The following is a 26415-nucleotide window of genomic DNA, read 5'->3' as shown; positions in this document are numbered from 1 at the left end:
AGCGGCAAAAGAAAAAACTAGGAAAGAAATTTCCTAGTTTTATTCTTCTTCGCCAAGCAGCAAATCTGGGCTTAAATCTTCTAATTCTTCATCAAGGTCATCCTCGTCGCAAAAATCGTCGTCCTTGCCGCATCCTTCCGGATTGATGGCAACGCACACCTTCGTTTCGCCGATCACTTCGGCGACAAACTCCCGCTCAACATCGACAACGATTTTATTGCCGTTTGGCGAAATCGTGCATTCGAGGCAGTTCGGCTGCTGGATGACGCGGACGATGACATCGGTGTCATCGCTGATTAAATTATCTTTGTCGCGATATTTTAATTTGACGACGTCCGTATACGACACCGTTTCGGTGACGACTTCGGTTTTTGTATTGTGGTTGTACGAATACCAGACGTTGATGTCATAATGGCCGTGAATTTCGACCGTTTTATCGCATTTTTTCGCTTCATAACGGTGGTTGATGATCCAGCAGCCAAGAATGCTTGACGGGCGGTTCGGCGCCGTCACCGTATGGGTCGATTGTGTAAACTTGCGGCCTTTGCCGACAACGGCTTTCGTAATAATTTCTCTGTATTCAGACATCGAACGGAACCCTCCTCAAATGAATCTTCATTTCATCCTATGCGCCATCTCCGCTAATGTGCACAGCAAATGAATCATTATTCCGTATAGTTCATTGTATGCGCCTGCTCCGTTCGATGTGCCTTCTTTTTTGCCGCCAGGCAGCCGCCCGCGGTTTGGGGGAAGGGAGAGCGCGCCCATAAGAAAAAAAGCGCCCCGAAGGACGCTTTTGAGCCGCATGCCATTAATGGCAGCCGCCGTGTTTGTTGTAGCGAAGCGCGGCGCCGGTTTCGCCGCGCAGCACGTCGCCGCCCGTCGAAGCGAGAATTTCATCGGTCACCGTATTCGAAATCGTCGAGGCGACGAGCTGAAGCAGGTCGTTCACATCGGATTGGGACTGCTGGAATTCGCTGACGATCGGAATTTGCGACAACTCTTCGTAAATGGCGTCAATTTTGGCCTCAACCTGTTTCAGCGCTTCATGTTTTCCGTAATGCTGAAGGTTGACCGCTTGCTTTTGCAACGATTTCAGCTCGTTGATCAACGTGCGCACTTTTTCGTTTTGGTGGATTTTTTCTTCCGCTCGTTTGAAAAAGTCGACTTCTTCCGTTTCGGCGATCATTTTCGCCAGCTGCTTCGCCTGGGCCAAGATATCATCCCGCGTATATTTTGCCATGTTCGTTCACCTCGATCGCTTCATTGACTAGCTCGCCCGTCAGCGTCCACGTCTTTGCCTGCGTAATGCGCACGTTGACCAATTGGCCAATGAGCGATTTGGGGCCGACGAAGTGGACGAGCTTGTTTTTGCGCGTATAACCCGCCAATACGTCCGGATTCGTTTTGCTTTCGCCTTCCACAAGCACTTCGACGACTTGCCCTTCGTATTGCTTCATTTTCTTGGCCGCGATTTCCTGAACAAGGTCGTTGAGACGCTTGAGCCGCTCTTTTTTCACTTCCATCGGCACGTTGTCCTTCATGTTCGCCGCCGGCGTGCCTTCGCGCGGTGAATAGATGAACGTGTAGGCCGAGTCAAATTCGACTTCACGGTAAAGCGACAGCGTTTCTTCAAACTGCTCGTCCGTCTCGTTCGGGAAGCCGACGATAATATCCGTCGTCAACGCGACATCCGGAATGGCGGCTTTGATTTTGCGAACGAGCTCCAAGTACTCCTCGCGCGTATATTTGCGGCCCATCATTTTTAAAATTTCCGTGCTGCCCGATTGCACCGGCAAATGGATATGCTCAACCAAGTTGCCGCGTTTGGCGAGCACTTCGATGAGCCGGTCGTCAAAGTCGCGCGGATGGCTCGTTGTGAAGCGGATGCGCGCAATGTCAATTTTGCGCAGCTCATCCATTAAATCGCCAAGGCCGTACTGGATGTCGGTGAAATCTTTTCCGTAAGCGTTGACGTTTTGCCCAAGGAGCGTAATTTCTTTATAGCCTTGGGCGGCGAGCTGGCGCACTTCTTGGATGATGTCTTCCGGACGGCGGCTTCGCTCTTTGCCGCGCGTGTACGGAACGATGCAGTACGTGCAAAACTTGTCACAGCCGTACATAATGTTGACCCATGCTTTAATCTTCCCTTTGCGCACTTTCGGCAAGTTTTCAACAACGTCGCCCTCTTTCGACCATACTTCGACGACCATTTCTTTCGACATGTACGCCTCATGCAAAATGTACGGCAGGCGATGGATGTTGTGCGTGCCGAAAATAAGGTCGACGTATTGGTATTGCTTTAAAATTTTCTTGACAACCGATTCTTCTTGCGACATACAGCCGCACACGCCGAGCAATAAGTCCGGGTTCGTCGTTTTGAGCGGCTTTAAGTAGCCGAGCTCGCCAAACACTTTGTTTTCCGCGTTTTCACGGATCGCGCACGTGTTGAGCAAAATGACGTTTGCCTCTTCCGGACGGTCGGTCGGCTCATAGCCGAGCGCCATGAAAATGCCGGCCATCACTTCCGTATCGTGCTCGTTCATTTGACAGCCATACGTGCGGATGTAAAACTTCCGTCCGCGCCCCATGCCGCGAAACTCTTCAGGAATCGAAAAGTCTTTGACGTACTTGACTTCCTCTTTGCCGCGTTTCTTCGCCTCTTTTAAATTCGGCGGGAGAAACACGCTCGTGAAATATTTCTCATAGTCTTTCGTCGTTTTTTCTTTCAGCCGGTCCAAGGCGGATTTTCTGTCCGCTGGATGGCTTTCGGTTTTGATTTGTCCCGTTTGCTCCAAACGTTGTTTTTCGTTCATAGCAATCTCCTTTCTTCACAAAATCATTCGATCATCCGAGACGAGCGGCCGCCGTTTCCTGTGCAGCCGGCCTCGCCTCGGCAAATTTCTTCCAACCACACACTACCATAGTATATCGCGAGCGGCAAGGAAACACAATGGGGTTTGTTCCGGAGGACCGGAACATGTCATGATAACAAAAAACACCCAATGAGGCAAGCCTCCATCGGGTGCAAATTGTTTCCATTTTTACATAAACTCTGCTACGAGTTCGGCGAACTTTTCTTTGCTCATTTTCAGCTCCGCCTCGGCAAGCGGCGCCTCGCTGTAGCCTGGCACAAGCTCTTGGTACGACTTTTGTTCTTTGTTTTGATAAATGATCCCGGTGACGAGCCCATCGTATTTCATGACCGTCTGCATCGCCATCTCCCGGTCGGACGGGTCGTATCCTTCGATGTCGCTCACCTTGATGAGCCGCTCTTTGAACCACTCGTACGTATTCACTTTGTTGTACGTCACGCACGGGCTGAAGACGTTGATGAGCGCAAAGCCTTTATGCTTGACGCCTTCCTCAATCAAGCTCGTCAATTCTTTTAAATCGCTTGAGAAACCTTGCGCGACAAACGTCGCTCCGGCGCTTAACGCGATCTCAAGCGGCGACAAAGCCGGCTCAATCGACCCGTGCGGCGTGCTTTTTGTTTGGAAGCCGGCAGCGCTGCGCGGCGATGTTTGTCCTTTCGTCAACCCGTAAATTTGGTTGTCCATGACGATGTATGTGATGTCGATGTTGCGGCGAATGGCATGAACCGTGTGCCCCATGCCGATCGCGAATCCGTCGCCATCCCCGCCGGCGGCGATGACCGTCAAATCGCGGTTCGCCATTTTCACTCCTTGCGCCAGCGGCAAAACGCGGCCGTGCGTGCCGTGAAAGCCGTAAGAGTGAATGTAGCCGGAAATGCGGCCCGAGCAGCCGATCCCGGAAATGACCGCGAGTTCGTGCGGCTCCAACCCGAGATTGGCGGCCGCGCGCTGGATGGCGGCCTGCACGGAAAAGTCGCCGCACCCCGGACACCAGTTCGGTTTCACATCATTGCGGAAATCTTTAAAGGTGGCCATTGCGCTAACAACTCCTTGCATTTAGTATAGACGTCGCCCGGCAAGAACGGATTGCCGTCGAATTTTAAGACGCTGGCGATTTTATCAGCGTGCCCGACGTTCATTTTCAACAAGTTCGCCAGCTGCCCGGTGGCGTTTTGCTCGACGACGACGACTCGTTTCGCTTTCTCGACAAGCGGCCGCACGTCGTCAACCGGGAACGGATGAAGCAGACGGATGTGCGCATGGTTGACTTTGACGCCATCTTGCTCGAGCCGCTCCATCGCTTCTTCAATGGCTCCGCGCGTCGATAAAAAGCCAACAAGGAGCAAATCCGGTTCTTCGTGGCGGAGTTGTTTGTGCACCGGCGTCGGGAAGTGGATGTGCTCGAGTTTGCGCATCCGTTTTTCCATTTGCGCCCGGCGGTTTGCCGCCGTCTCTGACGGGCGGCCTGTTTCGGCGTGTTCGACCCCGGTGACATGGTGGATGCCGTATTTTGTTCCCGGCAGCACCCGCGGCGAAACACCGTCCGGCGTGATTTCATACCGTTTGAAGTTGTCTTTGTCCGGAAGCGGCGGCAGCTCACCATTCATCAGCTTGCCGCGGCGGATCTCGATCCGATCGTAATCAAGCGGCTCAACCGTCTGCTTGCCGAGCGACAGCTGCAAATCCGACAGGAAAATGACCGGGCATTGGTATTCCTCAGCTAAGTTGAACGCTTCCGCCATATCGTAAAACGCTTCTTCGACCGTGCTTGGCGCCATGACAATTTTGGGAATTTCCCCGTGCGTGCCATAGATCATCGCGAGCAAATCCGACTGCTCTTGCTTTGTCGGCAAGCCGGTGCTTGGACCGCCTCGTTGCGTGTCAACCACAACAAGCGGTGTTTCCGTCATCCCAGCTAGTCCGATCGCTTCGGCCATAAGCGACAACCCGGGTCCGGCGGAAGCGGTGAACGCCCGCACGCCCGCATAGTTGGCGCCGATCGCCATCGTACAGGCCGCGATTTCATCTTCTGTCTGGATGACCGCGCCCCCAAAATCCGGCAGCTTTTTAATCAAATACTCCATAATCTCCGAAGCTGGGGTGATCGGATAGGCGGCCATAAAGCGCGCCCCGCCGGCAATGGCGCCCAAGGCGATGGCATCGTTGCCAATCATGAACATTCGCCGTTTGCCGTCGGCTTTGGCTAGTTTCATCGTTTTCGTCGAACCATCGAGCTGCTCTTTCATATATTGCGCTCCAGCGCGAATCGCTTCCATGTTTTTCTCAACGACTTGCGCCCCTTTGCGCCCAAATGTATCCACAACAACACTTTCGAACACGGCGGCGTCCAAATCGAGCACCGCACTTGTCGCGCCGATGGCAACCATGTTTTTCATCAGCGGATTGCCAAGCTGTGTAGCGATATCGGTGAACGGAACGGCGTAAAGCGCCACTCCTTTTCCTTCCGGAATCACTGGATTGAATTTGGCGTCCGCAATGACGATGCCGCCGTCACGCAGCTCGTGGAAGTTGAAGTCGATTGTCTCTTGGTCGAACGCCACCAAGATGTCCAAATCATCAGCGACCGCCCGCACCGGTTTCGTGCTGACGCGAATTTTGTTGTTCGTATGACCCCCTTTGATGCGTGAAGAAAAATGGCGGTATCCATATAAGTAATATCCGAGGCGGTTCAGCGCTGTGGAAAAAATTTCCCCTGTACTTTCAATTCCTTCCCCTTGCTGGCCGCCTACCTTCCATGACAGCTGTTCGATCATGAATTACACCCCTTTATATTCACTCCAGCCTTTCGCTACTATTGTACCACTTTTCTGACAAGGAAACTACCATTTTGAACGCCTTTTTCAGCCGGCGCCGCGGATGCCCTGTCTTCTATTCTAGGATACGCAGAGCCGATACTCAGTGATATTCGTCACTCCGGCAAATGGGCGTAGAAGTTGCCGAATAAAAAGCGGGATACTTGCTCGGTGGAGTAATGCTTGTACAACTCGTTGACAAGCCGCGCATATTCCCTTACCGTTCCAAGGCCGGCGACCGTCTCCGTGATGCCATCGAAGTCGGAGCCAAACCCGACGTTGTTTTCCCCCCCGAGCGCGCATATATGGTCGAGATGGCGAAGCACATCAGCGATCATCGCCTCGTTTTTCTTCGCCGTCAAAAAATACGGAACGAAATTAATGCCGATCATGCCGTCTTTTTCGATCAACGCTTTGATCTGCTCGTCGGTTAAGTTGCGTGGATGTGGGCATAGACGATGCACGTTGGAATGGGAAGCGATGGGGAACCGAGCCATCTCGATGACATCCCAAAACGCTTTCTCCGATAAGTGGGACACATCGACCCATCGTTTTGCTTCATTAAGAAGTGCAACGACTTGCCGGCCAAACGCCGTCAGCCCGGCGCCGCGCTTCTCCCACGCTCCGTCAGCGACAGCGTTCGGGAAGTTCCATGTCAACCCTACGGAAGCGACGCCGAGGCGGAGGAGCGTCTTTAGCTTGACAAGGTTGACGCCGATGGCGTCGCACCCTTCCAGCGTCAACATGGCGCCGACTTCCTCTTTTTTAAGGGCGGCGATATCCCGTCTCGTCCGCACGAACTTCACAGACGGAAACGCATCGATAATGCGGGCAAAGAAGATGTCCACCATCTCCAGCGCAACAGTGAACCGGGCTTCCTCCGGCACCGTTTCCGGTATGTAGATGGCAAAGCATTGCACTTTCACCCCTGCTTCCGCCATCCCGGAAAGAGTGACGTGAAGCGAAGCTCCGTCGTAAAACGACAGAGACCGATCTTGCCATAACTTCATCAACACATCGCAATGTGCATCGAAGATCATTCCGTTCCCCCCTTGAAAAAGCAAAAATAACCTGCCTGCCTTCGCAGCCGAAGGCGCCAACAGGTTATAGCCGCCATTGTCTGATCATCCAGTTAACGAGGTTCGACAATCAATTTGATCGCTGTCCGCTCTTCTCCGTCGATGATAATATCCGTAAACGCCGGAATGCAAATCAAGTCCATGCCGCTCGGTGCCACAAACCCTCGTGCGATCGCTACTGCTTTAACGGCTTGGTTCAATGCACCTGCGCCGATCGCTTGAATTTCCGCTGCGCCGCGCTCGCGCAACACCCCGGCAAGTGCACCAGCTACAGAGTTCGGATTCGATTTTGCTGAAACTTTTAATATTTCCATTCCTAGCTCCTCCCTCGTTTCCTTGGAAAATGATTTCGGTAAAAGGTCTTCATTGTAACTATATTCACTGTTTCGACAACTATTCCTGCATGGGAGGAGGACATTTTAAAAAATTTTTAAAAGATGGACTATTCAAAATAAGGGTGGTCATCGTTAATGATCAACCGTTCAATGCGAAACGCCCGTCCGCTTTTTTCGTCTACATCAACAAAGACGGCATTCAATTGGCTTCGTCCTTCCTTGACGTCGAAACGAACTGGCAGCCCGGTTAAAAATTTGCGCAGCACCGCCTCTCGATCGACGCCTAAAATGCCGTCGTATGGACCGGTCATGCCAACGTCGGTAATGTACGCCGTCCCTCTTGGCAAAATGCGGTTATCGGCCGTCTGGACGTGTGTATGCGTGCCGATGACCGCGGATACGCGGCCGTCTAAGTACCAGCCCATCGCCTGTTTTTCACTCGTCGCCTCGGCATGGAAATCGACGATGATGACCGGCGTGCGCGCGGAGGCGGCGGCGATCAGCTCGTCCGCCTTTTGAAATGGGCAGTCAATCGCCGGCAAAAACGCCCGCCCTTGCAAATTGATGACCGCCGCTTCGCCATGCTCGGTCGGCACAAAGACGATGCCTTTTCCCGGCGTGCCGGGCGGGTAATTCGCCGGGCGAATCAATGCCTTCGCCTGATCGATAAACTCAAAAATATCGCGTTTGTCCCATGCGTGATTGCCCAACGTGATCACATGAGCCCCCCAAGCGAGAAGCGCCCGGTAAATCGGTTCGGTGATTCCTTTCCCGCCGGCGGCGTTTTCGCCGTTGATCACAACAACGTCCGGCCGATGTTTTTCCTTCAGCCTTGGCAAATAGTGCTCCACCATTTTTTGCCCCGGCAAACCGACGACGTCGCCGATAAATAAAATTCTCATCCCTGATCCCTTTCTAAACGAAAAATATCGCCTTGCGCCCATCTCCGCATCGTTATACCCTCCTATTTTACGCACAAAAAAAGAAAGTGGCAATAGCCACTTTATTTCGCGTATTCGACCGCCCGCGTTTCGCGGATGACCGTCACTTTAATATGGCCCGGGTAATCGAGCTCTTCTTCGATTCGTTTGCGGATGTCACGCGCCAGCCGGTGCGCTTCCAAATCGTCGATCATATCTGGTTTGACCATAATGCGCACTTCACGCCCAGCTTGAATGGCGTACGATTTTTCAACGCCTTCGTACGATTCGGCGATTTCTTCAAGCTTCTCTAGACGACGGATATAGTTTTCCAGCGTTTCGCTGCGCGCTCCCGGCCGCGCCGCCGACAGCGCATCGGCCGCCGCGACGAGCACAGCGATGACCGACGTCGGTTCCGTATCGCCATGGTGGGAAGCGATGCTGTTGATGACGACCGGATGTTCTTTATACTTCGTCGCCAGCTCAACGCCGATTTCCACATGGCTTCCTTCGACTTCGTGGTCGATCGCTTTGCCAATGTCATGAAGCAAGCCGGCCCGGCGCGCCAGCATTTCGTCCTCCCCAAGCTCGGCCGCCATCAGTCCGGCTAAAAACGCCACTTCCACCGAGTGTTTTAAGACGTTTTGTCCGTAGCTCGTTCGGAACTTGAGCCGCCCTAAAATTTTGATCAAATCCGGATGCAAGCCGTGAACACCGACTTCAAACGTCGTCTGTTCGCCGACTTCGCGGATATGCTCATCCACTTCGCGGCGCGCCTTTTCGACCATTTCCTCAATGCGCGCTGGATGGATGCGGCCATCTTGCACAAGCTTATCGAGCGCGATGCGCGCCGTCTCGCGGCGAATCGGGTCAAATCCGGACAAAATGACCGCTTCCGNNGTATCGTCGATGATCAAATCGATGCCGGTCAACGTCTCGAGCGTGCGGATGTTCCGCCCTTCGCGCCCGATGATCCGCCCTTTCATTTCGTCGTTTGGCAAATTGACGACGGAAACAGTCGTTTCGGCGACATGGTCGGCGGCGCAACGTTGGATGGCAAGCGACAAAATCGCCTTTGCCCGTTTGTCTGCCTCCTCTTTCGCCCGCGTTTCCGCCTCTTTGATCATCATCGCAATCTCATGCGACAGCTCTTTCTCGACGCGCTCTAAAATGAGCTGGCGGGCATCGTCGCGCGTCAGGCCGGAAATGCGTTCAAGTTCGGCTTGTTGTTGTTTGACGAGCGCTTCCACTTTGCTTTCCATTTGTTCAATATGCTGTTGTCTTTCGTTCAACGCTTCTTCCTTTGCCTCAAGCAACGCCTCACGTTTGTTGAGCGCTTCATCTTTGCGGTCGAGATTTTCCTCCTTTTGCATCAGGCGGTTTTCTTGTTTTTGGAGCTCGCTTCTCCGGTCGCGGATATCACGCTCCGCCTCCGTACGCAGTTTATGAATCTCGTCTTTCGCTTCGAGAAGCGCCTCTTTTTTCAAGGCGTCCGCCTCGCGTTTCGCCTCCTCAATCAGCTGTTCGGCAGCGGCTTTCGCCCCGCCGATTTTCGCTTCGGCAATCGATTTGCGAACAAAAAAGCCAACAACGGCACCAATGACTAAGGCAAGCAAAGCGGAGATGATGATCGAACCCATCGTTTCACCTCCTCTTGCTGTTCGGTTTCCTTTCGCTCTCTCTTCTCACCGCCATGACCGGCGCAGATGGACATTCCCGTTTTCAATCCATTAGCTCAGTCGCTTGGCATCACAATCGACCCGCGCAGCCTTCCGCACGAAGGCGGTCCGCCGCAGCGGGCGGGCGTATGGCCCTGCCGCGCGTATGGACAAATATACATGTTCATTGTAAAGGCGGCAATAGGAATTGTCAAGATATTACACCGACGCGCCTAGAGGATGACAACGGAACAAGACCGTTCCGCACGCCGTCCTTTTTTAGGCTTATCGCTCTCCTTGGCAGGCCGAACGGATGGAAAAAGGCGCCCCGGCAGCTTGCCAGGACGCCTTGTCCCGTTATTCTTCAAGCAATCCGAACCCGTCTTGCTGCGGTTCGCTCGTTCCCTCTTCAACGTCGATGCCGTAATGCTGGCGGATGGCGCGGGCGATCTCATCGGCGATGTGCGGGTTTTCCTTCAAAAATTGCTTCGCGTTTTCCCGCCCTTGGCCAAGCCGCTCGTCTTTGTACGAATACCACGAACCGCTTTTTTGCACGATGTCCAATTCGGACGCCATGTCGAGAATTTCCCCTTCGCGGGAAATGCCTTCGCCGTACATAATGTCGACGTCAGCCGTTTTAAATGGCGGCGCAACTTTGTTTTTGACGACTTTAATTTTCGTCTTGTTGCCGACCATATCATTGCCTTGCTTAATTTGCTCGGCGCGGCGCACCTCTAGGCGGACGGAAGCGTAAAACTTGAGCGCCCGCCCGCCCGGCGTCGTTTCCGGATTGCCAAACATGACGCCGACTTTTTCGCGAATTTGGTTGATGAAGATGGCGATCGTTTTCGATTTGTTAATGGCGCCAGACAGCTTGCGAAGCGCCTGGGACATAAGCCGCGCTTGCAAGCCGACATGGGCGTCGCCCATCTCCCCTTCAATTTCCGCTTTCGGCACAAGCGCCGCCACCGAGTCGATGACGATAATATCGACCGCGCCGCTTCGCACGAGCGCTTCCGCGATTTCGAGCGCCTGCTCGCCCGTGTCAGGCTGGGAAAGCAGCAATTCATCGATATTGACCCCTAATTTTTGTGCATAGATGGGGTCGAGCGATAGCGATAGGTAATAGTCACCCTCGGCATTACCCGGAGGGGCTATTTTCCCCCGCTTCACACCGTGCGTGCGAGTTTCCCCGCACACGGCGTTCCATCGAGTACCCCGGTTACTAATCCGCTCTAGACTTTACTAGTGTACGCACTTTCTGTATTCCTCGAGTTTCCTTATTGCGTTTGTTTTTAAGCGACTGAGGTTGACATCACTTAGATCCTTTAAATGGATCAATGTATGACATTTGTCGCAGACCGTTACGAGATTGCTTACCTTATTAATTTCGTTCAGCGGAAGTTTCGTATTGATATGGTGGGTTCTAGTGTTAAATGGCTGCAGAATGTCACCACATATTTTACATTTTCCTTTATCTCTGTTAAACGCATAACACCGATTCATGAAGAATTCGAAGTTGTAAATTTTACTAGACTTAACTCCTTGAATTAGGTTTAGGTAACCACTGTCTAATAACCATTGTGCTCTTACGGTCAGCGGCTTCTTACCCGTGTTTTGAAGCCTAATTCTTCTTCCTTCCGCTGTGTATGGTGTTTCCTTCTGATTTTTCTGGTTTGTTTTAATCCAAGTTGCGAACCCAATACTCATTATACCAAGCCATCTTCCATTTATTTTGATTGCAGGCACTTGTTCTGTTCTATCTGGGTACAGGGGTGCTAAGTTGTAGCATTGATTAGCAGGTATCCATTTCGCTCCATATCTCTTTAGTGCTTTGTAGGACGCATATTTAAGTTTTTCCTTAAATGGCCTTACATCTCTGTTGACGCTAGGAGCACTTGAGTAATAATTAATGATACCTCTAATTTTACTGTTAATTCGGTTGATGTCCGTTATAAGCCATTCTTGATTCGTGGCGAATTTTAGTTTACGCAGATCTTTCCTGATCTGTTCAACTTTCCCTTTAATTTTTTCCGTGTCTGCACTCGCGTATCCGATGTATTTTCCACCTTTACCGTGTGGTATCATTTTAATTTTGAAACCTAGGAATTTCATTGGTTTCTTCTTAATGTTGGTTATGAGTGTTTTGTCATCGGATAGTTCAAGTTTAAGGTTTTCTTTTAGATATTTCTTGATTCGATATTTCCATTTTTCGGCATTCCCCCTGCTATTGGTGAACAGTACCCAGTCGTCTGCGTATCTTACGTAGAACTCTGGTTTGGTTATTGTTGAGTGATCTCGGAGGGACTTGTATTTTGCCGTGCGAATGGTTGTACCATTTCGCATTTTCTTCTCTTCCCATTCTCTTGTTATCCATTGGTCGAGTTTATGAAGATACACATTGGCTAATAGTGGGGAGATAATTCCACCTTGTGGCGTGCCCATTTCATTTATCTTGGTTTCTTTTATAACTCCTGCTTTCAGCATGGCTTTGATAATCATGAGCATTCGTCTATCACGTATACCCATGTGCCAAAGCTGCTTGATCAGGATAGTGTGGTTCACGTTATCGAAGAAACCTTTTATATCTCCCTCTATCACCCAATTGTACCCTATTCGGTTACATATAAATACACATCTTTCGATGGCTTGTTTTGCGTCTCGGTAGGGTCTGAACCCATATGAGTGTTGAAAAAATTGTGCTTCAAGAATTGGTTCAATGACCATCCTCACACATTCTTGGATTATTCGGTCTGCGATCGTCAGAATGCCTAAAGGTCTCTTTTCCTTTTTCCCGGGTTTTGGGATATGGACCCTTCTGATCGGGTTAGGTGTATATTTCTTAAAGCATCTTTTAACGAAGTTTATCGCTTCGTCATAGTTCAGCGTTAGTATGTCGCTGATGGTTTTCCCATCTGTACCCGCTGTACTATTTCCTTGGTTTGATTTGATTTTGTGAATGGCGGATACGATCACGACATCGCTGCTTGCTATTTCGACCAATCCCTTAAATCTTGGAACATCACCTTTTTCCAGACATTCCTTTGTAATGGCGTACATCTTGTCTTGTAGGTCGCGGAATTCCTGCTCCGACCTAGGAATGATTAGTTCTTGAAACGTTTGGTTGATAGTATCAAATCCTTTCTAGCGGATTTGTACCATACACGTTTTTAGTCAGTTTTGCTCACCGAAACCCTTACGGATTTCCTCACGGCTTCCTAATCATTGTCTGGGTTAGTAACCTAGGGTACTCGACTATGCCCCTTCGCTCCGCAGGAGTTACCCTGCTTCATCACTACTACGGGCTGCTGCCCCACCCCTTCAGCAGTCATTTCCTCCTGCTTAGCGGCATCGGGATGCGCATCCCTTGGCATCCGCTGGGGTGGTTCACCTGTACCGCATCACCTATCCTTGCATGCTCCCTTAGGCTCCACCTCTGACCCGTCAGCCGCCTTTCTGCCCATGGTTGGAGGGCTCAAGGCAAAGATCCTCTACGGGATCAATCCAGACTCGGCAAACACGAATACCTCATCCAGGGCTGAACCTCACTTAGGAGGTGAGCGCCTTCTTTTTTCGGCGCCCCACGCCTTACGAGCCGTACTTCCGGTGGTTCGTTCCAACGCTATGCGTTCTCTAGCCATAGGAGCTTTATGGACCCCCGGCTACTTCGCTAACCGCTTCTCAGGTCTGCTTTTCGCCGTCCTCTCCGAGCTTCGTACAGCCATGTTGCGCACCATGACCGCACGTCGGGGTATTAGGGCGGGAATGCCAACCTTCATTCCCGTCTCGGATTTTCACCGAGCTCTCGGTGATGCAGTTAGGACCTACTCATGCTCAGTCCCGCTGACTTTTCGCACGGCGTTTCCGCCATACTTCAGTCAGCAACAGGTCGCACCGTGCTCTGCGTCGATGAAAGCTGCTTGCCCGCCCCGCTTTTGCACTTCCGCGATCGCGTGAAGGGCAACGGTCGTTTTCCCGGACGATTCCGGGCCGTAAATTTCCACAATCCGCCCGCGCGGATAGCCGCCGACTCCTAACGCGATGTCGAGCGCCAGCGAACCGCTCGGCACGACCGACACTTTGCGGTCGACTTGCTCGCCGAGCTTCATGATGGCCCCCTTGCCAAACTGTCGTTCAATTTGTTTTAATGCCTGCTCCAATGCAGCTTGACGATCTTGGTTCACTAACCTACTCCTCCTTATTCTAGGACTACTTATACTATACCGCGTTTTGCGGCCATTGCCAAGCAAAAAACGAACGTCCATTCGTTTTTTCGGTGGAGAAACTAGCAACAATCGCCATACTCATGCGGTGGAAAAAACGATGTGCGGTGGAGAATGTTCAAGGAAGGGGGCGGCCGATCAGCAGTCGGCCGCGAGCATCTCAAGCAGAAAAAAACAGCCGTATTTGGCGGTGCGGATGCGAATGGCATCACGCGTGCCGGACAGCATCAGACGGTGGACAGTCGCATCGCGCCCGCGGACGGCGATGCCGATATACACGGTGCCGGGCGGGTGGCCCTCAAGCGGATCGGGTCCGGCGACGCCGGTGAAGCTGATGCCGATATCCGCATCGCACATCGCGCGGACGTTTTCAGCAAGCAAACGGGCGCACGGCTCGCTCACCGCCCCTTCTGCCTCAAGCAGCGGGCGCGGTATGCCAAGCACCTGTTCTTTGACGCCGTTTGTGTAGCAGACGACACCGCCCTGCACGACTTGCGACGCGCCGGGGAGGGCGGTGAGCTGTTCGAGGAAAAGGCCGCCGGTCAAACTTTCGGCCGACGCGATCGTCCATCCTCTTTCTTTTAACCGCTCGAGCGTCTTTGTAAACAACGTTTCATCGTTATATCCGTAGCAGTGGCGGCCGACGCGCGCCAAAATGGCCGATTCCACTTCGTCAAGAAGCCGCTTCGCCTCCGCCTCATCCTGATGCTTCGCTGTCAGACGAAGCGTCACTTCACCGTCGCCGGCCAGCGGCGCGATCGTCGGATTCGACTGGGCGTCGATCAAATCCGCAATCGCCGTCTCGAGCGCTGATTCACCGATGCCAAAAAAGCGGAGCACGCGCGACTCGATGCGCTCGGAAAGCGAAAACGTACGGCGCAAAAAGGCGTTTCCGTATTTTTTGAACATCGGCCGCATTTCTTTCGGCGGCCCGGGCAGCAGCATGTACGTAATGCCGTCTGCCACAAGCGCCATCCCTGGCGCCATGCCGTGCTCGTTTTTCAGCACCGTCGATCCTTCCAAGACGAGCGCCTGCTTTTTATTGTTTTCTGTCATCGGCCGGTTTGTGCGGGCAAAATACACCTCAATCGCTCGGAGCGCTTCCTCGTCGATCACGAGCCGGCGGCCAAGCAAACGGGCGATCGTCTCCTTCGTCAAATCGTCTTTCGTCGGGCCGAGGCCGCCGGTGAAAATGATGAGGTTCGCTCTCGTTTGCGCCGTTTTCACCGCCTGCTCAAGGCGGCCGGCGTTGTCGCCGACGACGGTATGGAAATAGACGTTAATGCCAAGCATCGCCAGCTGCTGCGACAAAAACTGGGCGTTCGTATTGGCGATTTGCCCAAGCAACAGCTCAGAGCCAACGGCAATGATCTCCGCGTTCAACAGACTTTTCTCCCCCTTTGTGGCCGGCTATTTCGAATGGGAAAACGCATGTCTGTTTTTCGCAAAATAATCCCAGCCAGACCAAATCGTGAAAATGACCGCCACCCACAGCGCCAATTCAGCGAACGGAAACGAAATGAGCGAGAATGGGAAGTTATGTAACAATAAAGCGGAAATGGCGACAATTTGCGTCCATGTCTTGATTTTGCCAAGCATGTTGGCAGCGACGACTTCCCCCTCGCCGGCAAGCACGAGCCGCAAGCCGGTGACGGCAAACTCGCGGCTGATGATGACAATCACCATCCACGCCGGAACGGCCCCGAGCTCGACAAGCACGATAAGCGCCGCCGACACAAGCAATTTATCGGCAAGCGGATCTAAAAATTTTCCTAAATTCGTCACCAACCCGTATTTGCGGGCATAGTAGCCATCGATCCAGTCCGTCGCTGAGGCGATGATGAAAATGAGCGCGCCGGCAAGATGGGCAACCGGAAGCTCTGTCCCGCCGATTTGGATGCTTCCCCACCCGAACGGAACAAGCATCACGATCAAGAAAAACGGGATGAGCATAATGCGCGCTACCGTAATTTTATTCGGCAAGTTCACCACAAATACCTCCGCTCATTCAACATAGTTCAGTCCGTGCGAAAAGCAGGCGCCTTCCTGCGGAAAAGCGCCCTGTTCCATCATTTCTTCAACACGAAATGCAGCTTTTGGTATACTTCCTCTTTCGGGGCAAACGGATAGGCAAACGGCTGGCCGTTTACCTTCATGTCGACGTCCAGCGTACGCCCGATTTTCACCCATACTTCGCTTTCGGCCGACAGATCGAACGTTTTCGTCTGCCCGCTTGTCAAGTTGCCGCGGTAAAACGTATGGCCTTTCGTATTGTATACTTCGACCCATGACGTTCCTTTGGATGAAAGCTCGATGGAAAACGCGCCGGAGCTGGCGACTTCAATCGTCGCCGTGTTGCCGCGCTTTTCCGTCACATTCATCGCCGCAGCCGGCTGTTCTTCTTCGCCAGTCGGCGCTGGCTGTTCATTTTGCTGTCCGTTTTCATTCGTTGCCTTCTCGTCCGTTTCCTTCGCCGACTGCTTTTGTTTCGCCTGCTCAAGCGGCGAATGTTTCGGCTTTTCGACCTCCGCTGTTTTTGGGCTTGTCTTTGTCGGCGGCTCATTTGCGGCGCCGTGCTGGAGCAGCACCCAAACGAGGACAGCCGCCCCGATGACGACCGCCGCGACAATCACTTTCGGCAGCCAATCGAGCCATTTCGCCCCCTCGGCAGACAGTTGCTGGCGCGTCTTCACGCGCGACAGCGTCTGCGGAATGTCATCTTGATAAGACTGGGGAATGTCCTGTTTATACTGTTCAAACAGCTCATCCGGATCAAGTCCGACCGCTTCAGCATATTGCCGGATGAAGGCACGCACATAAAAATTTCCAGGCATGATGGCATAGTTGCCTTCTTCGATGCCGATCAAATACCGCTTTTGAATTTTCGTCATCTCCTGCAGCTCGTCCAAACTCATATTTTTTTCTTCCCGTGCTTCCCGCAAACGTTTTCCTAGTTCCGTCAACGGCCAACACCTTCCACTTTTTTAAATTAAAACCCAAATTCGGAAAATCCGTCATCGCCCAACAATGACGGGCGGTCAATCGCTTCGTAGGAAATATCTTCGTCCGGTTCATGGCGCAGCTCAATAATATAATCAAAATCATCGAGCGTGTATTCCGTATGGCGAACAAACATGTCCGGATGCTCGACGACTTTCGTCGCCTCAAGGCGCATGAGCTCACGGATGAGCTGCCAGTGCTGCTCGTTCCCGCGGCGCGTTGAGACGATGCCGTCGATAATGAAAATGTTGTCCTCGCTATACTCATCTTCCATCAACTGCGTGCGAACCGTCTGTTTAATCAGCGTCGATGAAACAAACAGCCATCGTTTGTTGGCGCACACGCTGGCGGCGACGATCGACTCTGTCTTGCCGACGCGCGGCATCCCGCGGATGCCGATGAGCTTATGCCCTTTTTCTTTAAAAAGTTCCGCCATAAAATCGACAAGCAGTCCAAGTTCATCACGGACGAAGCGGAACGTTTTTTTGTCATCGGCATCGCGCTGGATATAACGGCCGTGGCGGACGGCGAGGCGGTCGAGCAGCTTCGGCTGGCGCAGCTTCGTCACCGTAATGTTGTCCATCGTCCGCAAGATCGTCGCCAACCGTTCAATTTGCTCGTTATTGTCGCACAAAAGCAACATGCCGCGGCGCGAATCCCGGACACCGTTGATCGTCACGATGTTAATGGACAACATACCGAGCAGCGAAGCAACGTCGCCGAGCAACCCCGGGCGGTTGACATGAATTTCATATTCCAAATACCATTCCTGCTTGCCCATCCCGTCTCCTCCCTTGCCGGTGTCCGCACGAACGCCTTATGCTAAGTTCATACTACTATAATTATAAATGGAAAAGCAACCGAAAAGGAGGAAGAAAAAAGAGAGGGAGGCCCCTCTCTTTTACCGGGTGATTATTTTTGTTGGACCAGCTTGACCATCATGTTGGCAAGGGCGTGCTGCTCTTTTTCATCCGCAACGCTCCAAAGATCAGCGAGCACCCGTTCTTCTGGGTTTTTCGGGTCGACGTGTTTCGCCAAATAATCCCCGATTTGGTAAGCGACATCTGTGATCACTTGCTGAGTCAATCCTTGCTGTTGCGCTTGTTCTAAACGTTCCGCCAAAAAGTCTTTCCATTGTTCAAAGTTATCCAGTACCGACATGTCAATCCCTCCTTGTTGAATGTTTCAAGGATAGTTTGCCTGCCGAACCGGAAAATATACGTTCAACAATACCAGCCGCCGTTGACGGAAATGACTTGGCCGGTGATATACGAAGCGGCATCAGACAGCAAAAACGCCACCGTTTCCGCCACCTCATCCGGGGTGCCGAGCCGGCCGGCTGGAATTTCGTCAGTGAGCGCTTCCAGCTCCTCAGGACGAAACACCCGCAGCATATCGGTATCAATCGCCCCCGGTGCAACAGCGTTGACGCGAATGCCGCTTGGGGCAAGCTCCTTGGCCAGCGCCTTGGCAAACGCGTTCTGCCCTCCCTTTGTCATCGAGTACACCGCCTCGCATGAAGCGCCGCACAATCCCCAAATCGAGGAAATGAACACAATATGACCGCGCTTTCTCGCCACCATTGATGGGGTCAGCCTTTTGATGAGCAACGCCGGGCTTGTCATGTGAAGCCGCACCATCCGCTCGATTAATTCATCGTTCATGTCGGTCAACAATCCGTAATAGCTTGCACCGCTGTTGTAAACGATGGCATCAACCGGGCGATCGATTTGCGAAACGAGCTTTTCCACCCCATCCAGTGCCGACAAATCGGCCTCAATCGGCACAATATGCACATCGTTAAGCTCTTCTTTCAGCGCTTCAACAGGCGCCCGTCGCCGATAGTAATGGAGAAAAAGTCCGTACCCCTCCCGAGCGAGCACACGAGCGATGCTTTGTCCGATGCCTCCAGAGGCTCCAGTGATCAAGGCGTAGCGCATGAAACCATCCTCTCCTTTTTGCCGCAAAAAAGCATCCTTCTCAGGAAGGATGCCTTATTGCCCTTTTGGAACGACTTCGCAAACCGCGATTTGCGAATCGCGGAAGCAAGAAGAGGCAACCGCCGCGATATCGTCCATGGCAAGGGATGAAAGCGCCGGCAAAATGTCAAACAAGTTGGATCCGTAAAACGCGTAGCGCGTAAACTGGTTGGCGATGTATTCCGGCGAGTTGAGCGCGCGCAAAAAGGCGCCGATTTTTTTCTTTTTCACCCGTTCAAATTCTTCCTTTTTTATAGTCTCCGCGGCAAACGACAGCAGCACCGTTTGAATTTCCGAAGCGAGCCGTTCAGCGTCCCTTGTATCGCCGCCGATCAACGCGAAGCCGAACCCGCGCTCTTCTGTATAATCGTACATAAATGTATCATCGATCAATCCTTCGCGGTACAGCCGTTCATAATGCGGCGAGCTTTTTCCAAACAAATAGTCCAATGCGACGTGGAAGGCAAGCTCATGCCGAAGTTTTTGTTCGCCGGCTTCAGGAACGGACGGCGCTTTGATGCCGACAAAGCATTTGTTCGTCTGCACATGCATCGGAATCACTTTTTTCTTTTCCGCTACTGCGCTCGGTTCTTCATACGCAAACCGCTTCACTTCCGGGGCTTGCGGGAACGACTTTTTCGCCTGGTTGTCGCGGATTTGCTGCATGATTTTTTGTTCATCGACCGGGCCGACGACAAACAAAAGCATGTTGCTCGGGTGGTAAAACGTTTCGTAGCACTCATACAGCAACTCTTTCGTAATTTGGGCGATCGATTCAACTGTGCCGGCGATGTCGATTTTGACCGGATGGTTGTGATACATGCTTTCGATGGCGCCGAAATAGACGCGCCAGTCTGGGTTGTCGTCGTACATCCGGATTTCCTGGCCGATGATCCCTTTTTCTTTTTCCACTGTCTTGTCGGAAAAGTACGGGCTTTGCACAAAATCGATCAACGTTTCCAAGTTTTTCTCGACGTTGTCGGTGCTTGAGAACAAATAGGCGGTGCGGGTGAACGTCGTAAAGGCGTTCGCCGAGGCGCCTTGTTTGCTGAACTGCTGAAACACGTCGCCGTCTTCTTTTTCAAACAGCTTATGCTCCAAAAAATGGGCGATGCCGTCCGGAACGCGCTTCATCTCCGTTTTACCGAGCGGGACGAACTGGTTGTCGACCGAACCGTAGTTCGTGGTGAATGTCGCATACGTTTTGTTGAATCCTTTTTTCGGCAAAATGTACACGTCAAGGCCGTTGTCCATTTTTTCATAAAACAGCTCTTCGTGCAACGTCTCATACACCCGTTTTTCCATCTTCCGTCGCCTCCATTCCGGTCAAAAAGTACACCGTATCAAGCTCCACCTTGTCAGCGGCGCGCACCACATCCTCGCGCGTCACTTGATCGGTGCCGGCAATCCATTCATCGATCGGGCGCTTTCGCGTTGAGACGACGTTATGGTACAACACCTCCACAAGCCCGCGCGGCGTATCGAGCGTCTCAAGCAGCTGGTTGCGGATGACCGCTTTCGTCTGCGCCATTTCTTCATCTGTGAAATCGCCGTTTTTCATCGCCTGCATTTGCTCATCGATGATGCGGCGCGCCTTCTCATAGTTGGCCGGTTCAATGCCGGACATGACCATAAGCAGCCCTTTATGGCTCTCAAGCCTTGAGGCGGCATAATAGGCAAGGCTTGCCTTCTCGCGGACGTTGATGAACAGCTTCGAATGGGAAAAACCGCCAAAAATGCCGTTAAACATTTGCAAGGCGTAATAATCGTCATCCTCGTACGTCACATTTGTCCGATAGCCGATGTTGAGCTTTCCTTGCTTCACGTCTTGCCGCTCGATGACTTCGCGAACTTCCCCTTGCGGCTTGACAGAAACCGACGATGCGCGCTCCCGCTTTGGACGATCCGGCAAAGAGAAGCGCTGCTTCACCGCTGTGAGCACCGCCTCTTCAGCCACGTCGCCAATGACATATAGATCCAGCTCATCCTCGGCCAGCGCTCGTTCATAATAGCGATACAGCCCTTCCGCCGTGATGCCGTCCACGTCTTCAAGCTCGCCGTTTGGCGAGAGGGCGTACGGTTCGCCTTTGCACATTTCTTCTACAAGGCGCATGTTCGCATAGCGCATTTTGTCATCATACACCGCCTGAATGCGTTGACGGAGCGCCCGCTTTTCCTGCTCGACAATGTCGGTGACAAACCGCCCGCCATCAAGAGCCGGGCGGAAAAGAAGATCGGCCAAGAGNTGAAACGCTTTCTCAAGAAGCGGCGTTTGCTCCGGCAAAAATCGTTCATTGGCGACATCGATGCGAATCGTCATGATATGATGTTCGCCTTTTTTCGTTAAATCGACGTTCAGCGTCGCCCCATACAGTTCATCCAAATAGGTGCGCAGCGCCTTAACGCTCGGATAGTCGGCCGTGCCGCTTTGCAAGACGTATGGCAAAAGCGCGCGCAGCGTGACCGTTTCTTTAGCAAGAGGGGCCTTCATTTTCCAAACGATCGTGTTCGTTTTGTACTTATCGGTCGAAATCGTATGGACGCGAACCGGTCCGACCGCTGTGACTTTTTCGTCGACCAATCCAACTCCTCCTTACTTTTTCTCTTTGCAGATATGCACTATCTTTTATTGTAAAGCGTCTTATCAACAATATACCTTTTGCCAATAGAAAAATGCAAATCATTCCATTCAGCAAAAAACGGCCGTCCGTTTTTCGGACAGCCGCTTTCATCACCGTTTTCCTTTGATGTATGGCGTGCCAGCCGCTTTCGGCGCCTCAGCGCGGCCGATGAAGCCCGCCAGCGCCAAAATCGTGAGTGCATACGGGGCGATGAGCAAGTAAACGGTCGGGACGTTTTTCAAGAACGGAATCGTTTGCCCGACGATGCTTAAGCTTTGCGCCAACCCGAAAAAGAGCGCCGCCCCCATCGCGCCGATCGGATGCCACTTGCCGAAAATCATCGCCGCAAGCGCCATAAATCCGTGCCCGGAAATCGTCGCATGGCTGAAATCGCGGGAAATGATCGTCGCGTATACCGCACCGCCCAAGCCGCCGAGCGCGCCGCTGATCATGACAGCGATGTAGCGCATTTTGGCGACATGAATCCCCATCGTATCCGCCGCCATCGGATGTTCGCCGACCGCACGCAGCCGCAGGCCAAACGGCGTTTTGTAAATGACATACCATGATACAAACGCCAGCGCAATGGCGATATATGACGGCGCGTACGCGTTGGAAAACAACAGCGGCCCGATGACGGGAATGTCGCTTAACACTGGCACGTCAATTTTGTCAAACCCAACTTGAATTTGATCCGTCTGCCCCTTGCCGTACATTTTCTTCACTAAAAACAGCGACAGACCAAGCGCCAAAAAGTTGATCGCCACCCCGCTTACGACTTGGTCGGCGCGAAATGTGACCGACGCGACAGCATGCAGCAGGGAAAATACAGCGCCGACCACCATGGCAGCCAATAAGGCAAGCCACGGCGTCCATTCGCCAAACCGATCGGCAAACGTCAAATTAAAGACGATGCCGACAAACGCGCCGATGGTCATCAATCCTTCAAGCCCGATGTTGACGACGCCGGACCGTTCGCTAAACACGCCGCCAAGGGCGGTGAAAATGAGAGGAGCCGCAAAGAAAATCGTCGTCGGGACAATCGTTTGCAAGACGTCATACACGCTCACTTACTCCGCCCCCTTTTGCCAACGAGATAACAGCCAGCGGATCATGTAGCTGGATGCAACAAAGAAAATGATGAGCGCGATAATAATATCGACGAGTTCGGTCGGCACGCCGGCGCTTGACGGCATTTCCAACGCCCCGACTTTTAAGGCGCCAAACAACAAGGCGGAGAGCAAAATGCCAAACGCGTTGTTTCCTCCGATCAAGGCAACCGCGATGCCATCAAATCCAAGGCCGGTAAAGCCGGCTTTCGTCGAGATGTTTCCAAATGTGCCAAGCCCCTCCATCGCCCCGGCGACGCCGGCAAAAGCGCCGGAGATGACCATCGCTAAAATGATGTTGGCGCGCACATTCATGCCCGCGTACTGTGACGCATGCTGATTGAAACCGACCGCCCGCAGCTCAAACCCTTTCGTCGTCCGCTCAAGCAAAAACCACATGACAAATGCGGCGGCGACAGCGATGAAAATGCCGTAATGCATGGTGGAATGATGCGTAATGGCATCAAAAAAGTCGGAGTGAAGCGATGCGCTTTCTTTCACCGGCTTTGATTTAAATCCCTCATCAGACAAAACGGAACGGATGATGGCGTTCGTTACATGCAAAGCAATATAGTTCATCATGATCGTAATAATGACTTCGTGCACTTTTAAATACGCCTTCAGCACACCCGGAATCAAGCCCCATAGCGCCCCGGCCAACGCGGCGGCCAACAAGGCAAGCGGCAAATGGATGATTTTGGGCAAATCAAAGGACACCCCGACCCAGACGGCAGCGAGCCAGCCGACGATCAGCTGCCCTTCAACCCCGATGTTAAACAAGCCGGTGCGAAAGGCAAACGCCACCGCCAAGCCCGTTAAAATGTATGGCGTCGTCTGGCGGATCGTTTCGCCGATATAGTACGTGTCGCCAAACGCCCCGTACACGAGAGCGCCAAAGCCGGCGATCGGGTTGTAGCCGCTTGCAAGCATCACGATCGAACCGGCGATCATGCCAAGAAGAACGGCCAACAATGGTATCAAAAATTGCTGGAGACGATTCGACTTCATCACGACACACCTGCTTCCTTCCGTTTGCTTCCAGCCATCAACAGCCCGAGCTCCTGTTCGGTTGTTTCTTTCGGATCAACGATGGCGACGATGTTTCCTTCATAAATGACAGCGATCCGGTCGCTGACGTTCATCACTTCGTCAAGCTCAAACGAGACGAGCAGCACCGCTTTCCCGCGGTCTCGCTGTTCAATGAGCCGCTTATGAATAAATTCGATCGCTCCAACATCAAGCCCCCTCGTCGGCTGGGCGGCGATCAACAAGTCCGGGTCGCGGTCGACTTCACGGCCGATGATCGCTTTTTGCTGGTTTCCGCCCGATAGCGCCCGCGCCTTCGTATATTCATCCGGCGTGCGCACGTCAAATTCGCGGATGAGCTGGCGCGCTTTTTCGTAAATGGCTTGAAAATTCAACAGACCCCGTTTCGAGTACGGCGGCTGATAGTACGTTTGCAGCACCATGTTTTCGCCGATCGGAAAGTCAAGGACAAGCCCGTGCTTATGCCGATCTTGCGGAATATGGCCGACGCCGGCTTCGATGATTTTACGCGGCGGCAAATTCGTAATGTCTCGGCCGTTGAGGCGGATTGTCCCTGATTCAGCTTTGATCAAGCCGGTTATGGCTTCAATGAGCTCGGTCTGGCCGTTGCCGTCGACTCCAGCAATGCCGACGATCTCGCCGGCGTGCACCGTCAAGTTCAAACCGTTGACCGCTTTGATCCCGCGCGCGTCCTTGACGACTAAGTCTTTAATTTCCAACACCGGTTTTCCCGGCTCAGCCGGTTTCTTAGCGGTCGTAAACTGCACCTCGCGGCCGACCATGAGCGCCGCCAGTTCGTTCGGATTCGTCTCCGCCACATTGAGCGTCGCAATTCCTTTGCCGCGGCGGATGACGGTGACGCGGTCGCACACTTCCATAATTTCTTTGAGTTTGTGCGTAATTAAAATGATGGATTTTCCTTCGCGGACGAGCGTGCGCATAATTTGCATGAGCTCGCGAATTTCCTGCGGCGTCAACACCGCTGTCGGTTCGTCAAAAATCAAAATATCGGCGCCGCGGTAAAGCGTCTTTAAAATTTCCACGCGCTGCTGCATGCCGACGGAAATGTCGGCGATCTTCGCTGTCGGATCGACCGCGAGTCCATATCGTTCCGACAATTCGCGCACTTCCCGCTCCGCCCGCTTCATATCGATCGTTCCGGCCCGCGTCGGCTCGCTGCCTAAGATGATGTTTTCCGTCACGGTGAACGTATCGACGAGCATAAAGTGCTGATGCACCATGCCGATGCCAAGATCATTGGCGACGTTCGGGTCGGTGATGCGCACCGGCTTTCCTTTCACGCGGATTTCGCCGCCGTCCGGCTGGTATAAACCGAACAGCACGTTCATGAGCGTCGATTTGCCGGCCCCGTTTTCGCCAAGCAGAGCGTGTATCTCCCCCTTTTTCACTTGCAGCGTAATGTTGTCATTGGCGACAAACGTGCCAAACACCTTGCGGATATTGAGCATTTCAATCACGTATTCCAAGCGATTCACTCCTTACTCAAGCAAGGTCAAAATCACAAAATGAAAGGCGACAGCGAAACAGCCGCCCTTCATTTCATGATTTTGAAGAAGGCTAGCGGCGCGCACTAGCCTTCTTGGCCTTTGTTCGTCACTTGATCGTCGCAGCGAATTGCTCGTACTCTTTCCGGTTTGTCGGAACTTTCACTTCGCCTTTGATGATTTTTTGCTTCCATTCGTCAACTGTTTTTAACACGTTCTCCGGAATGTTGTCTTGCGTCGGGGCAATGCCAACCCCATTTTCCGGCAACCCGTACTCAATCGTTTTGCCGCCCGGGAAGTCGCCCTCTTTCGCCCGTTTCGCCGTGTCATAGACAGCGACGTCGACGCGTTTCACCATCGAAGTGAGCGTTACGTTGTACGTTTTGCCGCCGACTTTCACTTCTCCCTCCGGCGCTTGGTCTTTGTCAACACCGATGACCCAAATTTCGCGGTTCGGATCTTTCTTCTTCAAATCTTTCGCTTCCGAGAAGACGCCGTTCCCAGTCGCGCCCGCTGCATGGTAGATGATGTCGATGCCAGATGCGTACATGCTCGAGGCGATCGCTTTCCCTTTATCCGCTTGGTCGAACGCCCCGGCGTATTGCACTTCCACAGTCGCCTTCGGATTGACCGCTTTCACGCCGGCGCGGAATCCGCTTTCGAATTTTTCGATCAACGGAATCTCCATCCCACCGACAAAGCCGATTTTATTCGTTTTCGTCATTAGCCCGGCGACAACACCGACAAGGAACGAGCCTTCATGCTCCTTGAACGTGATGCTGGCGACATTTGGCTCGTCAACAACAGTGTCGACGATGGCGAAATGTTTTTTCGGGTTTTGCTTAGCGACTTCTTTCACCGCGTCGCCCATCAAATACCCGATGCCGAAAATCAAGTCAAAGTCGCTGCGCACAAGCTTGTTTAAGTTCGTGGCATAGTCAGCGTCGCTCGATGACTGCAAGTAGTCGTAGCCGCCGCGGCCTTTTTCAAGCCCGTTGTCTTTGCCGAACTTTTGCAGCCCTTCCCAAGCCGACTGGTTGAACGATTTGTCGTCAATGCCGCCGACATCGGTGACCATGGCGACACTGAACGTATCTTTCTGATTGCCGCCTCCCGCATTGTTGCCGGCTTGTCCGCAGGCGCTAAGCAGCGTGCCGGCGGCAAACAGGACGGACAACACCAATCCGATTCGCTTTTTCACATTCACTACCCCCTGGCTTGAAAATTTGTTCTTTAATTAGTTAGTATAA

At 52.7% G+C, this 26415-nt stretch carries 22 protein-coding genes and 4 pseudogenes; all 26 read right to left on the bottom strand.

All coding sequences use genetic code 11. From position 1 onward, the window contains the following. Window positions 1–39: 39 nt before the first annotated feature. Window positions 40–588 (bottom strand): outer spore coat protein CotE, encoded by a 549-nt coding sequence (locus VU18_RS05685; protein ID WP_011230804.1) that lies wholly within the window; start codon window positions 586–588, stop codon window positions 40–42. Window positions 589–811: 223 nt separating this feature from the next. Then, entirely contained in the window at window positions 812–1243 is a 432-nt protein-coding gene (locus VU18_RS05680; protein WP_011230803.1) for a RicAFT regulatory complex protein RicA family protein, read from the bottom strand. Beyond that, on the bottom strand, window positions 1221–2816 hold the full coding sequence (gene miaB / locus VU18_RS05675; RefSeq protein ID WP_011230802.1) for a tRNA (N6-isopentenyl adenosine(37)-C2)-methylthiotransferase MiaB: 1596 nt from the start codon (window positions 2814–2816) through the stop codon (window positions 1221–1223). The genes VU18_RS05680 and miaB overlap by 23 nt, the downstream gene beginning before the upstream one ends. A gap of 228 nt (window positions 2817–3044) precedes the next feature. Then, window positions 3045–3911 carry a 2-oxoacid:ferredoxin oxidoreductase subunit beta gene (locus VU18_RS05670; protein ID WP_011230801.1) on the bottom strand — a complete coding sequence of 289 codons (867 nt, stop codon included), beginning with the start codon at window positions 3909–3911 and terminating at the stop codon, window positions 3045–3047. Then, window positions 3878–5650 (bottom strand): 2-oxoacid:acceptor oxidoreductase subunit alpha, encoded by a 1773-nt coding sequence (locus VU18_RS05665; protein WP_011230800.1) that lies wholly within the window; start codon window positions 5648–5650, stop codon window positions 3878–3880. Before VU18_RS05665 ends, VU18_RS05670 begins: the two co-directional genes overlap by 34 nt. A gap of 155 nt (window positions 5651–5805) precedes the next feature. Further along, entirely contained in the window at window positions 5806–6729 is a 924-nt protein-coding gene (locus VU18_RS05660; RefSeq protein ID WP_014195492.1) for a dipeptidase, read from the bottom strand. Window positions 6730–6821: 92 nt separating this feature from the next. Further along, window positions 6822–7082, bottom strand: a complete 261-nt coding sequence (gene spoVS, locus VU18_RS05655) for a stage V sporulation protein SpoVS (RefSeq protein ID WP_003251598.1) — start codon at window positions 7080–7082, stop codon at window positions 6822–6824. A gap of 128 nt (window positions 7083–7210) precedes the next feature. Beyond that, on the bottom strand, window positions 7211–8005 hold the full coding sequence (locus VU18_RS05650) for a TIGR00282 family metallophosphoesterase (protein WP_011230798.1): 795 nt from the start codon (window positions 8003–8005) through the stop codon (window positions 7211–7213). 101 nt (window positions 8006–8106) lie between these two features. Beyond that, window positions 8107–8921 (bottom strand): annotated as a pseudogene (gene rny, locus VU18_RS19420) (ribonuclease Y); the annotation flags it as partial. Window positions 8922–8923: 2 nt separating this feature from the next. Next, a partial coding sequence (locus VU18_RS19415; RefSeq protein WP_236687298.1) for an Rnase Y domain-containing protein occupies window positions 8924–9663 on the bottom strand: 740 nt, incomplete at its 3' end. Window positions 9664–10038: 375 nt separating this feature from the next. After that, complete coding sequence (gene recA, locus VU18_RS05640) at window positions 10039–10854, bottom strand: recombinase RecA (RefSeq protein ID WP_021322290.1); 816 nt, start codon at window positions 10852–10854, stop codon at window positions 10039–10041. A gap of 72 nt (window positions 10855–10926) precedes the next feature. Next, window positions 10927–12741 (bottom strand): group II intron reverse transcriptase/maturase, encoded by a 1815-nt coding sequence (gene ltrA / locus VU18_RS05635; RefSeq protein WP_020278219.1) that lies wholly within the window; start codon window positions 12739–12741, stop codon window positions 10927–10929. An 836-nt stretch (window positions 12742–13577) separates the two neighbouring features. Then, a pseudogene (locus VU18_RS05630) lies at window positions 13578–13865 on the bottom strand (DNA recombination/repair protein RecA); the annotation flags it as partial. 177 nt (window positions 13866–14042) lie between these two features. Continuing rightward, window positions 14043–15287: a competence/damage-inducible protein A gene (locus VU18_RS05625; protein WP_011230794.1), complete on the bottom strand. Its 1245-nt coding sequence runs from the start codon at window positions 15285–15287 to the stop codon at window positions 14043–14045. A gap of 27 nt (window positions 15288–15314) precedes the next feature. After that, window positions 15315–15893 (bottom strand): CDP-diacylglycerol--glycerol-3-phosphate 3-phosphatidyltransferase, encoded by a 579-nt coding sequence (gene pgsA, locus VU18_RS05620; RefSeq protein WP_011230793.1) that lies wholly within the window; start codon window positions 15891–15893, stop codon window positions 15315–15317. A gap of 80 nt (window positions 15894–15973) precedes the next feature. Next, window positions 15974–16867: a RodZ domain-containing protein gene (locus VU18_RS05615; protein ID WP_011230792.1), complete on the bottom strand. Its 894-nt coding sequence runs from the start codon at window positions 16865–16867 to the stop codon at window positions 15974–15976. A gap of 26 nt (window positions 16868–16893) precedes the next feature. Continuing rightward, the gene (locus VU18_RS05610; protein WP_011230791.1) at window positions 16894–17685 is read right to left on the bottom strand and encodes a DUF3388 domain-containing protein; all 792 of its coding nucleotides are present in this window, start codon (window positions 17683–17685) and stop codon (window positions 16894–16896) included. Between the two features lie 131 nt (window positions 17686–17816). Beyond that, the gene (locus VU18_RS05605; RefSeq protein ID WP_011230790.1) at window positions 17817–18065 is read right to left on the bottom strand and encodes a DUF3243 domain-containing protein; all 249 of its coding nucleotides are present in this window, start codon (window positions 18063–18065) and stop codon (window positions 17817–17819) included. A gap of 62 nt (window positions 18066–18127) precedes the next feature. After that, entirely contained in the window at window positions 18128–18844 is a 717-nt protein-coding gene (gene ymfI, locus VU18_RS05600; RefSeq protein ID WP_021322287.1) for an elongation factor P 5-aminopentanone reductase, read from the bottom strand. A gap of 54 nt (window positions 18845–18898) precedes the next feature. Continuing rightward, window positions 18899–20188 (bottom strand): EF-P 5-aminopentanol modification-associated protein YfmH, encoded by a 1290-nt coding sequence (gene yfmH / locus VU18_RS05595; RefSeq protein WP_011230788.1) that lies wholly within the window; start codon window positions 20186–20188, stop codon window positions 18899–18901. Beyond that, window positions 20169–21128 (bottom strand): annotated as a pseudogene (yfmF, locus tag VU18_RS05590) (EF-P 5-aminopentanol modification-associated protein YfmF); the annotation flags it as partial. The pseudogene yfmF and the gene yfmH, both read right to left, overlap by 20 nt. 1 nt (window position 21129) lies before the next feature. Next, window positions 21130–21464: pseudogene (locus VU18_RS19410) on the bottom strand (insulinase family protein); the annotation flags it as partial. 150 nt (window positions 21465–21614) lie between these two features. Then, on the bottom strand, window positions 21615–22574 hold the full coding sequence (locus tag VU18_RS05585) for an ABC transporter permease (RefSeq protein ID WP_011230786.1): 960 nt from the start codon (window positions 22572–22574) through the stop codon (window positions 21615–21617). Next, entirely contained in the window at window positions 22575–23621 is a 1047-nt protein-coding gene (locus VU18_RS05580) for an ABC transporter permease (protein ID WP_013145711.1), read from the bottom strand. Continuing rightward, window positions 23621–25147 carry an ABC transporter ATP-binding protein gene (locus VU18_RS05575; protein ID WP_011230784.1) on the bottom strand — a complete coding sequence of 509 codons (1527 nt, stop codon included), beginning with the start codon at window positions 25145–25147 and terminating at the stop codon, window positions 23621–23623. The genes VU18_RS05580 and VU18_RS05575 overlap by 1 nt, the downstream gene beginning before the upstream one ends. Window positions 25148–25274: 127 nt before the next feature. Continuing rightward, a complete protein-coding gene (locus VU18_RS05570) occupies window positions 25275–26366 on the bottom strand; it encodes a BMP family protein (protein ID WP_014195487.1) in 1092 nt (363 codons plus the stop codon). Window positions 26367–26415: the final 49 nt, after the last annotated feature.

It is taken from the genome of Geobacillus sp. ZGt-1, assembly GCF_001026865.1.
In the GTDB taxonomy this organism is placed as follows: Bacteria; Bacillota; Bacilli; order Bacillales; family Anoxybacillaceae; genus Geobacillus; species Geobacillus thermoleovorans.
Note: the sequence above shows the minus strand (reverse complement) of the source record. Positions and strands in the feature narration are given on the sequence as shown.

What these genes read in the sequence shown, in the direction of transcription:
- ymfI (WP_021322287.1), bottom strand. Translation starts at nt 18,844, where the DNA reads ATGCGCTACGCCTTGATCACTGGAGCCTCTGGAGGCATCGGACAAAGC.
- VU18_RS05580 (WP_013145711.1), bottom strand. Translation starts at nt 23,621, where the DNA reads ATGAAGTCGAATCGTCTCCAGCAATTTTTGATACCATTGTTGGCCGTT.
- spoVS (WP_003251598.1), bottom strand. Translation starts at nt 7,082, where the DNA reads ATGGAAATATTAAAAGTTTCAGCAAAATCGAATCCGAACTCTGTAGCT.
- VU18_RS05660 (WP_014195492.1), bottom strand. Translation starts at nt 6,729, where the DNA reads ATGATCTTCGATGCACATTGCGATGTGTTGATGAAGTTATGGCAAGAT.
- VU18_RS05650 (WP_011230798.1), bottom strand. Translation starts at nt 8,005, where the DNA reads ATGAGAATTTTATTTATCGGCGACGTCGTCGGTTTGCCGGGGCAAAAA.
- VU18_RS05610 (WP_011230791.1), bottom strand. Translation starts at nt 17,685, where the DNA reads ATGGGCAAGCAGGAATGGTATTTGGAATATGAAATTCATGTCAACCGC.
- yfmH (WP_011230788.1), bottom strand. Translation starts at nt 20,188, where the DNA reads ATGGAAAAACGGGTGTATGAGACGTTGCACGAAGAGCTGTTTTATGAA.
- ltrA (WP_020278219.1), bottom strand. Translation starts at nt 12,741, where the DNA reads ATGTACGCCATTACAAAGGAATGTCTGGAAAAAGGTGATGTTCCAAGA.
- VU18_RS05665 (WP_011230800.1), bottom strand. Translation starts at nt 5,650, where the DNA reads ATGATCGAACAGCTGTCATGGAAGGTAGGCGGCCAGCAAGGGGAAGGA.
- VU18_RS05680 (WP_011230803.1), bottom strand. Translation starts at nt 1,243, where the DNA reads ATGGCAAAATATACGCGGGATGATATCTTGGCCCAGGCGAAGCAGCTG.
- VU18_RS05685 (WP_011230804.1), bottom strand. Translation starts at nt 588, where the DNA reads ATGTCTGAATACAGAGAAATTATTACGAAAGCCGTTGTCGGCAAAGGC.
- miaB (WP_011230802.1), bottom strand. Translation starts at nt 2,816, where the DNA reads ATGAACGAAAAACAACGTTTGGAGCAAACGGGACAAATCAAAACCGAA.
- VU18_RS05670 (WP_011230801.1), bottom strand. Translation starts at nt 3,911, where the DNA reads ATGGCCACCTTTAAAGATTTCCGCAATGATGTGAAACCGAACTGGTGT.
- VU18_RS05605 (WP_011230790.1), bottom strand. Translation starts at nt 18,065, where the DNA reads ATGTCGGTACTGGATAACTTTGAACAATGGAAAGACTTTTTGGCGGAA.